This is a genomic window from bacterium (assembly GCA_018812485.1).
In the GTDB taxonomy this organism is placed as follows: Bacteria; JAHJDO01; JAHJDO01; order JAHJDO01; family JAHJDO01; genus JAHJDO01.
In genome coordinates, this window is the sequence record JAHJDO010000047.1 from 1 (window position 1) to 9,120 (window position 9,120).

Annotated in this window: 14 protein-coding genes; 8 read left to right on the forward strand and 6 right to left on the reverse strand. The window is 37.2% G+C overall.

Annotated elements, in window-relative coordinates:
* On the forward strand, positions 1–213 hold a 213-nt coding region (locus KKC91_03745; GenBank protein MBU0477662.1), incomplete at its 5' end, for a hypothetical protein.
* A gap of 559 nt (positions 214–772) precedes the next feature.
* Here the strand turns inward: KKC91_03745 and KKC91_03750 are convergent.
* The 5 genes from KKC91_03750 to KKC91_03770 form a co-directional block, all read right to left on the reverse strand.
* Positions 773–961 carry a hypothetical protein gene (locus KKC91_03750; GenBank protein ID MBU0477663.1) on the reverse strand — a complete coding sequence of 63 codons (189 nt, stop codon included), beginning with the start codon at positions 959–961 and terminating at the stop codon, positions 773–775.
* A gap of 106 nt (positions 962–1,067) precedes the next feature.
* On the reverse strand, positions 1,068–1,382 hold the full coding sequence (locus KKC91_03755) for a hypothetical protein (GenBank protein ID MBU0477664.1): 315 nt from the start codon (positions 1,380–1,382) through the stop codon (positions 1,068–1,070).
* Positions 1,383–1,404: 22 nt separating this feature from the next.
* Positions 1,405–1,596 carry a hypothetical protein gene (locus KKC91_03760; GenBank protein ID MBU0477665.1) on the reverse strand — a complete coding sequence of 64 codons (192 nt, stop codon included), beginning with the start codon at positions 1,594–1,596 and terminating at the stop codon, positions 1,405–1,407.
* 1 nt (position 1,597) lies between these two features.
* Positions 1,598–1,918: a hypothetical protein gene (locus KKC91_03765; protein MBU0477666.1), complete on the reverse strand. Its 321-nt coding sequence runs from the start codon at positions 1,916–1,918 to the stop codon at positions 1,598–1,600.
* Positions 1,915–2,073 (reverse strand): hypothetical protein, encoded by a 159-nt coding sequence (locus KKC91_03770; GenBank protein MBU0477667.1) that lies wholly within the window; start codon positions 2,071–2,073, stop codon positions 1,915–1,917. Before KKC91_03770 ends, KKC91_03765 begins: the two co-directional genes overlap by 4 nt.
* A gap of 342 nt (positions 2,074–2,415) precedes the next feature.
* On the opposite strand from KKC91_03770, the gene KKC91_03775 reads away from it, so the two are divergent.
* Both KKC91_03775 and KKC91_03780 read left to right on the forward strand, forming a co-directional pair.
* Positions 2,416–3,207, forward strand: a complete 792-nt coding sequence (locus KKC91_03775; protein MBU0477668.1) for a hypothetical protein — start codon at positions 2,416–2,418, stop codon at positions 3,205–3,207.
* Between the two features lie 14 nt (positions 3,208–3,221).
* Positions 3,222–3,590: a hypothetical protein gene (locus tag KKC91_03780; GenBank protein MBU0477669.1), complete on the forward strand. Its 369-nt coding sequence runs from the start codon at positions 3,222–3,224 to the stop codon at positions 3,588–3,590.
* 38 nt (positions 3,591–3,628) lie between these two features.
* On the opposite strand, the gene KKC91_03785 is transcribed toward KKC91_03780, so the two are convergent.
* Positions 3,629–4,207, reverse strand: a complete 579-nt coding sequence (locus KKC91_03785) for a hypothetical protein (protein MBU0477670.1) — start codon at positions 4,205–4,207, stop codon at positions 3,629–3,631.
* Between the two features lie 259 nt (positions 4,208–4,466).
* Between KKC91_03785 and KKC91_03790 the strand changes: the two genes are divergently transcribed.
* The 5 genes from KKC91_03790 to KKC91_03810 all read left to right on the forward strand — a co-directional run.
* Positions 4,467–5,567 (forward strand): type II toxin-antitoxin system RnlA family toxin, encoded by a 1,101-nt coding sequence (locus KKC91_03790; protein ID MBU0477671.1) that lies wholly within the window; start codon positions 4,467–4,469, stop codon positions 5,565–5,567.
* A 259-nt stretch (positions 5,568–5,826) separates the two neighbouring features.
* Positions 5,827–6,522: a ribonuclease HIII gene (gene rnhC / locus KKC91_03795; GenBank protein ID MBU0477672.1), complete on the forward strand. Its 696-nt coding sequence runs from the start codon at positions 5,827–5,829 to the stop codon at positions 6,520–6,522.
* 14 nt (positions 6,523–6,536) lie between these two features.
* Positions 6,537–7,850 carry a hypothetical protein gene (locus KKC91_03800; GenBank protein MBU0477673.1) on the forward strand — a complete coding sequence of 438 codons (1,314 nt, stop codon included), beginning with the start codon at positions 6,537–6,539 and terminating at the stop codon, positions 7,848–7,850.
* A gap of 164 nt (positions 7,851–8,014) precedes the next feature.
* Complete coding sequence (locus KKC91_03805; protein ID MBU0477674.1) at positions 8,015–8,482, forward strand: hypothetical protein; 468 nt, start codon at positions 8,015–8,017, stop codon at positions 8,480–8,482.
* Positions 8,483–8,496: 14 nt separating this feature from the next.
* On the forward strand, positions 8,497–9,120 hold a 624-nt coding region (locus KKC91_03810), incomplete at its 3' end, for a DUF87 domain-containing protein (GenBank protein MBU0477675.1).

Here is a 9,120-nt window from a genome sequence, read left to right on the forward strand (position 1 = left end):
GAAGAAGATATGTATGCTGATGTGACAAAAACAGAATTAGAAAAGGAAATAGCCAAACTGAAAAAAGATTTTAAAAAACTGGCAATTATAACTAAAATCTCATGGGAAGCTGCAAGCAAAAATAAAGATGTAAAGGCAGAATTAAAAAGAGTTGCAAAGAGAATGATACTTAAAGACGAGCTTGTTTACCCCCTCATTGATGACAAGTCCTGATTTGTTTCTGTTTCTTATGTTCATTAACAACCTCTCTCCTCAGAATCAAATCCTCTAAAATTCTCTCTCAAAAATCCTTCATTCCCTAAATCTACTCTCTTCCTCAACAACCGAAGGCATGGCCCACGTCCTGCACCTGCCCTAACGTCCTTCCCTGCCTAAACGCCTTGAAAGCCTCTAGCGCGCGCCGCTGCCACTATCACTCTCAAAACCCGCTAAGGGCTTCCTCGATTGCCCAGAGCTGGCCGAAGCCCTCGGGCAATCAGAGCTGAAGCCCCTATGAGATGGAAAGCCTTAAATTGGGGTTGAACAACGTAAATCCCGCTTAAGTGAAACCCCTTTTATGGGTTTCCTATCGAAATAACTCACTAAATCAATATCATTCCTCACTCTAATATTGTCTAATCAATCATCAAAATATCATTTATACTATTTATCCAAATATCAAATAAATAAAAAATATCCTAAAATCAAACTAATTATCAAATTCTCTAAAAATCTTAATTAAAAAATAAAAGCGAGGGAAAACTCCCCCGCTTAAAATCAAAAACTCACACACTTACTTCTCTCCAACCTGCTTACTATACTTACCCCGCCTTTCTCTCAGCATTCTCTCCTGTGCCCTTAGAAATAGCTTAACATGCGTGTCATATGCATGCTCTCTTGCCTTTTCATCAGGAAAAGGCACATAATTCACTACAACATCAATATAGCGAAAATATCTCGGCTTATACTGCCTATTTCTCATACTTATTACTCTCTCACTTCTAAATTACCCTGTCAAACAATTCAAACGCCTCTGAAAATAAGAAAAAAATAAAAGCGAGGGAAATCCCCCGCCTAAAATAAATAAATCAGTAATCCTCTGGTTTCATCAAGGTAAAACCTGGGCCATTATCAACAAAATAGTATCTTTTGCCTTCAATAAATACAGAATAAAACCAGTCACATTTCATTCTCTGCTGTTCTTCCAGCTCCTCGCTTGCTTCACTCGCAAACCTGTTAAACTCCGGAGCTTCAAAACTGCCTTCATCAAAGTCGCCAAACACTGTTTTTGTTATCCTCGTGATGTTTCCAAATTTCACTGGGATTAAAACGCCATCCTCAACAGCCTGCTCATCAGTATAAGCATCTATTACTTTTGCATCACTCCAGAAATCATCTGTCATTTTAAAAAAAAGAAAGGGCAGATTAACTGCCCTCTTTATTACTGCTCTTGCTATACTTGCCTTGAATCTCTCTAAGCATTCTCTCTTGAGCCCTTAGGAACAGCTTCACATGCGTGTCATATGCATATTCCCTTGCCTTCTCATTTGGAAAAGGCAAGTAATTCACTACAACATCAATGCTGTAACTCTTGCCTCTTGGCTTGTACTGCTTCACTTTACTTGGAAGAAGAAGGCTTTCCTTTATTGAACTTGCTTACTGCTTGCTCAATTAATGTGCTCGCTTCTTTCTTGCCTATGTCTTCTGAAAAACTAATTTTCAAGTTTCTCATAGCTTTTTTCTGGTTGAAAGTCGCTGTGACATCTTCATTGCCGTTGTCTGATTTTGCTTCTCTTATCATTTCTGTTCTTCTGTCTTTACCTGCTTCCTGCAGGATAAGTTGCGCTGATAAAACTGCTGACTCTGGTGACAAGCCATTTAGCTTTATCACATCACTTAAAATCTTCTCAAATTCGTTTTTTATTTCTTGTGTCTTCATTTTCTATACCTCCTTTCAATGATTTTTTCTTTAGTTAATCCCCCAATGCGGGAGAAATCTGAAATCAGATATTCGTATTCCTCTTCGGAGTTTACGATTCCAAGAAGCCATCCATTGACTTCTTTTTCTGACTTGAAGTGAATTTGATTTTCCATAACCTGAGGCTTGCCTCAAAGAGCGGCTTTTATTTTTTTCACCGAACCGAGCGAAACCTCTGGAGCGGGTTGCCTCTGGCAGAAAAAATTAAATGCTTAGCTCTGTGGTGTTAAGTGGAATATCAAAGAGAACAAGGGCAGAAAAAAATAAGCAGATGCTTCTTGAGAATTAAAACAGAGAGGAATTAGGGAGATTTCAGATTCGCATAGGGATTAAACAATTTAGGTTAGGAGGAGAATTATGCTTTTAGGCTGTTTCTGAAGTGGTATAATTAAAATTTAGGAGTGATAAACGAAATTGCTTCATGATTTATGCTACAAAAGGAATCTAACCGTACATAAATGGAATGGGAAACTCTTGACAAAATAATCGGCGAGCTTGAGTCGATGATCAATTTTAAGACTCGCAGAGGATTCATTGGTGTTATGACTATCTTTGTTCCAACAAGTATAACTTGGGGGGATATTTGGGCAAAAGCAGCGGAGATCCAAAATGGGTTCAAGGAGGGAGTATGTTATCCAACAAAGGCGCAAAGAGAGGGAGCGTGGAGTCGCTTCAACTCCTTACGCGATGACATCTCAAGACTGAGTAAGGACGAACGGGACTCTCGTCGATGGAAGTCAGAGTCACTTAAATCCGAAATCCTTAGCAGGGTCGAGTCCGCAAGACCTGACAATCTCTTTGGCCTCCATCTAGTAAATATTGAAGAAATGAAGGCTCTAGGGCATGTGGTGCATGATGCTGGCGAGATGCTCAGTGAGCACAAGAGAGAGATGCTGGGCGAACATAAACAAGAATGCTTCGATGCAATTCAACGAATGAGAGGTGTGCATGATGCTTGGTGGGATAAATTAAAAGAAGAGGGATCCAGAAGACATGAAGATTTTCAGTCCCGAGTCAGAAGAAACCTCGAGGGAAACTATGAACGACATCGCAAGGCTACTCATGCACTTGAACATTGTCAGAATAGAGCCGATGAACTTCGATCCCAAATTGCTTCTGCGTGGAATGACGATTGGGCTACAAGGGCTGAAGGTTGGCTCTCGGAACTCGAAGATAAAATCACAGACATTGAACATTCTATTGAACAGATTGAAGAGTGGATTAGAGCAGACGAGAGTAATTTGAGATAAAGGAGAAAAAGTTAATGATAGAAAAAGAGGACGCAAAAGGGAAGGCAGAAGAAATTAAAGATATATTGGTCCCGTTATTGAAACGGAAATTTCATCAGGAAGCTAAAGTAAAAGAAAGAAGTATGGGATGGAATCGGAAATATTATAAAGTAACATGGAATACTTTGGGTAGGCAAACATTTGCGGCAGTAGATATGGATGGATATTTAACAATTAACAAAGATAGAAAGCATCTCGTATATGACTGTCATATTAGAAAATTAAAAGAGAATGGTTTTACAATTAAACAGACCACACATGGCGCCGTGGATAATAGCTACGTCGATTGGAATATCCCAAATCTAGAAAAATTCGTTAAATTACGATTTGAATGCTACACCTAAGACAGGTAGTAAAACACTAAAAGGCGATTTCTGAGTGCTTATTTGAACAGCGATAAATACTGAGCGGTTTCCGGTCTTTCATCCTTTCTGAATCCTCTGCCTCTGCCTGCCAGATCATCTTCCTGCTTTTCAAGCAAACCCACAAGAGAGTTAAATTTTCTGCTCACGTCCTTGTCATTCAAATTCTCACGATTAAATCCCAAAACATAAAAATTTATTCTTGCTCTGTCTGTGTAATTAAATATCTTCTTCTCTGAACCTCTGTAATTATCAATGCATTTCAGTAAAAATTCATTTTTTTCTGCTATGTCGGAATTTTCAGAAGTAAGTCTTGCAAGAATATAAGCAAAATCCTCTATGCTGTGCCCTTTTCCCCCTGCTTCTGAATAATAGGTGTAAATGCCTTTTGCATTCAGTTCGCAGACAGCATCTCTCACTGCCCCCTCAATATCACGCAGGTCAAAGACATGCTTTTCATTGCCTTTTTCACCAATTTTATTGATACGAGGGTCTGATTTTATATGTAGACTTCCATCCTTAAGCAAGAGATTTCCCTCTATTTCTTTTGCATTCCTATTTGGGAAAAGATACGAAAGCAGATTATTTTTGAATGCCATTTTACCTGCAAAATCAAATCAGGCAGGATTTATAAACCTTTCTATTTGTAGTTACTAAGTCGTAGTAATATATTGAAAACTACATCTCTTTACCTGTCACTTTCATATTCGTTGTCATTGTGTTCTTATATTGTTTTAATCTGTCAAAGTGCTAAAATTAATCCAGTATTGAGGGAGAAGTATAGGGAGTTGGTAGTAGGAATATGTAGACAATGAAATTGCTAATTACGTGAGAATGTTTTTAATAGGAGGTTTATAAATGGTACAAATAAATCTAAGAATAGAAGATATACTAAAGGTATTTGAGGAATATTGTAATAAGAAAAAATACCAAATCAATTGTACGAAAGACTCTAACAATAATTTACGGTTAGAGATATCCAACATAAGGGAAAAAACTTTAGTTATAATTTATCGTACGGGTTCTATAGTTATGGGAGGGAAAAACAACAAGTTGAAGGCAGAGTTTGAGAAACTGTCACAGGAATTATTGAGTAGCCCTCAGGAATTTGTATCACATAAAGTAAAGGAGATAAAGGCTTGTGCAACAAGGTACGAAATAGTGACACCTGAGATTAGAAGAAAAATAAGGGAAGCTCTGGGAACGTTAGAGGGTACTGTGGAAATTACGGAAAAGCCAAAACCCACTACTGAGTACATAGCTAAGGTTACTAGAAATAGTTCTTCTTCAACAATAACACAGTTTAGCAATGGAACTTTACTAGTACAGGGTAAAACGGATAAGCTTTTTGATGATGGTTGTACTTGGATAGAAAAAATTGCAAATCCATCAGATAAAGAAGTAATAGCAAGATTTATATCAAGCGATGAGAAGAGTTTGCAAGAATTTTCCGCGAAATACACTCCTCAACTTATAGAAGTGGCTGAGAGTAGTGTAGAAAAGAAAATAGGGAATCTGTATAAATACCTTGAATCCTACGATAGAAAATGGTTTGTAGCGTCCGAGTGCCTATGTTTAAGTAAAGTTCCGCTTCCTGAGTTTTCTCCGATAGTAATGCCAGCGTCAAAAGCATTTGAAGGGTTTGCAAAAAAACTTCTTGTTGATATTGGGCTTTTTGACAAGGGCTATTTTCAGACAAAAGATGCGAACTTTTCGACTTTAAATGATGTTAACAACCCCAAGAGGAAGGCTATATGTAATAAAGAACAGCATGCGCACTCAATGCTCAAGAGACTTAATGTGTGTCTTGATACGAACCGTAACTTTATGATGCATAGTGACGATAGTAAAGTTACGAAAGTTAATTCTATAGAAGAGGGAGAGGAAAAAGTTAACACGATATTCAAAGATGCAAAAGAAATATTTGGATACTTCCACGACCTTTACAAATTACTATAGTTGAGGAGAGATTAATTTGATTGAGAAAAACAAAGTTTTTGAAGTCTATGAAAAAATACGGTCAATTCTAGGGGCTAAGAATTTTGAGGTTTCTGGTTATAAGGGAATAGATTACGGGTTACAGTTTTCGGTGTCTACTCTTAGCTGGTCAGGAGTAATTAGAATTTACCAGAACAAAAAGGGTGTTCTTAAAATTGACTATTCACAACTGAAGGGGGGACCAGCTTTAGAAATAAAACGTTTGATAGAGGGAAGACAGATATCAACAGAAGTATTAGGATCAGCAAAGCTAAACGCGGACTTAAATTTCCCTATAATTGGCACAGATGAATCCGGAAAAGGAGATTATTTTGGTCCGCTCGTAAGTGCAGGCGTCTATGTTGATGAGCGATCCGCAAAAGAACTTACTGTATGTGGTGTTACTGATAGCAAGAAATTAACAGACAGCAAGAATTTAGAAATTGCTCGAGATGTAACTAGAATATGTAATGGTCATTTTGCAATTATTGAAGTATCTCCAGAAAAATATAACGACTTATACGATCAATTTAAAAATGAAAAGAAAAATTTAAACACCTTACTTGCATGGGGACATGCAAAAGCTATAGAAGAGATTCTTTCTAAAGTGGATTGTAAAGTTGCAATTGCTGACCAATTTGCAGATGAAAGGTTTATTCTTAGTAAACTGCAAGAGAAAGGGAAAACTTTAAAATTAATACAGATGCCGAAAGCTGAACAAAACATAGCTGTAGCAGCAGCATCCATTTTGGCACGAGCAAGATTTCTAGAAAAATTATCTAAGCTGTCAAATGAATATAAAATTAACTTGCCTAAAGGAGCTTCTCAATCTGTCATAGAAGCTGCAAAAAAACTTGTCGATATGCATGGTAGAGAATCACTTAGAAAAGTAGCGAAATTGCATTTCAAGATAACTACTAAGGTTGTCAGTAAATAGCCGGGATATAGAACGTGGCCAATCTAACAGAACAGAAACAGGAAGCTAATAAACTTAGAAAAGCGGGAAGTTTAAAAGAAGCTCTCGTACTATATCGGGATCTATGGGAAAAAACAGGTGATGAGTTTGATGGTGCTGGACTTCTTCATTGTTTGAGAAAACTAAAATTATTTGACGAAGCAGTTAGTTTTGCAGATATTTTAATCGCTAAATATCCTGACATTAAGTGGTGTAGAAATGAAGTTATTTGGACTTTAATTTCCGGGAAACTTTACAAATTTGAAGAAACAGAACCTATCGAAAGTATGCTACAAACAGCTAAAAAAATAATGAACCTTAATCCTGAAAATGTAGCTGCAAAAACTATAGTTTTTAAGGTGTTGAAATTAGCCAAGGCTTCAGGTGATTGGGGAACTGTTAATGAATGGGTAGTAAAAATTTCCCCGGATTCGCTTAGCACGGAACCGATGACAGATAGTTCAGGTAGAAAAGGATGGAGCGATCAATCCCTTTGGTATAACTACCGCATAAATGGTCTTATTAAGAATGGTAAGAATAGCGATCTAAATAATGCAATAGCTTTGGTTGATGAAATTTGGGAACGTTTTCCCAGACAACAGAAGTTTTTTCTAAGGCTAAAAGCGTTAGCTTACTACCTGCTTGGTGATTTAACTAAAGCAGAAGAAGTTTATAGAAATCTCTGTGCTAATTATAAACCTGACTGGTGGTTGCTTCATGAGGATGCAAAAGTAGTTAGAGATATAGGTCGTAAAGAAGATGCTTTGAAAATAATGTATCAAGCTGCTAGAAGTCATTCCAAACTTCAATCCATGGTATCATTATTCTTAGATATTGGAATGTTATGCAATGAAATGAAAAAGTATGAGGAAGCGAGAGCACATCTTGTTTTATGTAAATACATTAGAGAGGAAAAAGGTTGGAGTATACCTGAATCTATAATAAATACTGTTAATGATCTAAATGGAATGATTGGAAATAATAAAGAACCCTCCTCCTTGAAAGAAGCATTGAATATTTGTCAAAGTGAGTGGAAACAACTATTGGGGGAAGAGATTGATTCAGGCAACTCATCATCCAAGAAGCGGAAGGTAAAAAAAGGGCTTGTTGGTAAAATAAGCTTAGGTAGAAATGATGTGCCATTCTGTTTTATTCTTATAAATGATAAGCAATCTTTTTTTTGTTACAAATCAGACTTACCTGCTAACATAGAAAATGGACAGAAAGTTTCTTTTGATGCAATTCCATCCTTTGACAAAAAAAAGAATAAAGAATCATGGAAGGCTACAAATATACGATATTACCCATAACACAATAGAAGATAGTATAGTAAAGGGGGTACATCTTGACAGGAATTTATTGCTTACGGAGCCGTCCCATAACATATTATATGGAGATGTTCGTTTACACAGATTCAACATTTTGCAGATATTTTGACAAGGTGTTAAGATTACACCATTAAAAAAGAGCTGACATGAACCCATTGGAAAGAAAAAAACAGGAAGACTTGCTAAGCGGGAATTACATACACAGAGGCGGAAAGAGAGTAGTAATAAAAGATAAGGAAGGGAAACAGGTTCCCATAACTGATCAGCAAAAGGTTACAGGGCTTGACGAAACCGGCGGAATAGTTGACGTGGAATCTGACAACATCCACGAGTATGACTGCCAGGATGTCGCAGAAGGAAGACTGAATTATGGCGGAAAGTGCGCAATATGTGGTGCAACATTCTGCAACAAGATACTGAATGACAAGCCGACATGCTACAGAAAATGCTCATGGTGTCATTTAAAAATATGCATGCGACATGTAAGAGGCAGAGAAGGACATCCTGTTTACTGCTCTGTAAAATGCTTTTTTCTGGCTAATCCGATAATTATTGCAGGCTTGATTATTGGAATAACTGTTATCATCTCATTAATCATAGCATCAGCACCCTAATCACTTTTTGTTTTATGGAACAAAGAAAAGACAGCCAGAAAAACGAAAACCCTGAACTCAACGTAATAGAACTCATCAGATTCTGCTCAGACAACAAGCTCGACAAAGATCCCCGGATCAAGGCACTCCTCACATCACTTGCTTACAATCCAGAAGACAACGAGAAAAAAGCAATGCTGATGAGAATGATAAAGCCGACAGTGATTCATAATCTTCTCTCTCCTGATCCATTTATGCCTTATCCTGAAGATGATGAAGTTGCAGGAGAAATAAAGCTAGGAGTATGCCCTGAAACAATGGCAGTGTTCGGACTGAATGTTAACGAGTTAATGCAGGGCACTTTAATAGTTGGAAGACCAGGAGCAGGCAAAACCACTTTAACTTATAACCTAATTCACAGAGCCAATGAGTTAGGAATACATTGTCTTATCCTTGACATAAAAAAAGATTACAGGCACATAATAAGAAAACTTCCTGACACTCTAGTTTTCCGCGCAGACAGCGAAAACTTCAAATGGAATCCTCTGGAAGCACCAGAAGGAGTTGATACAATAAGCCATATAACTAATTTTGCAGACATCACATCAGAAGCTCATGCAATTTATGATGGAACTAACAATTATATCGTTGAGCATTTA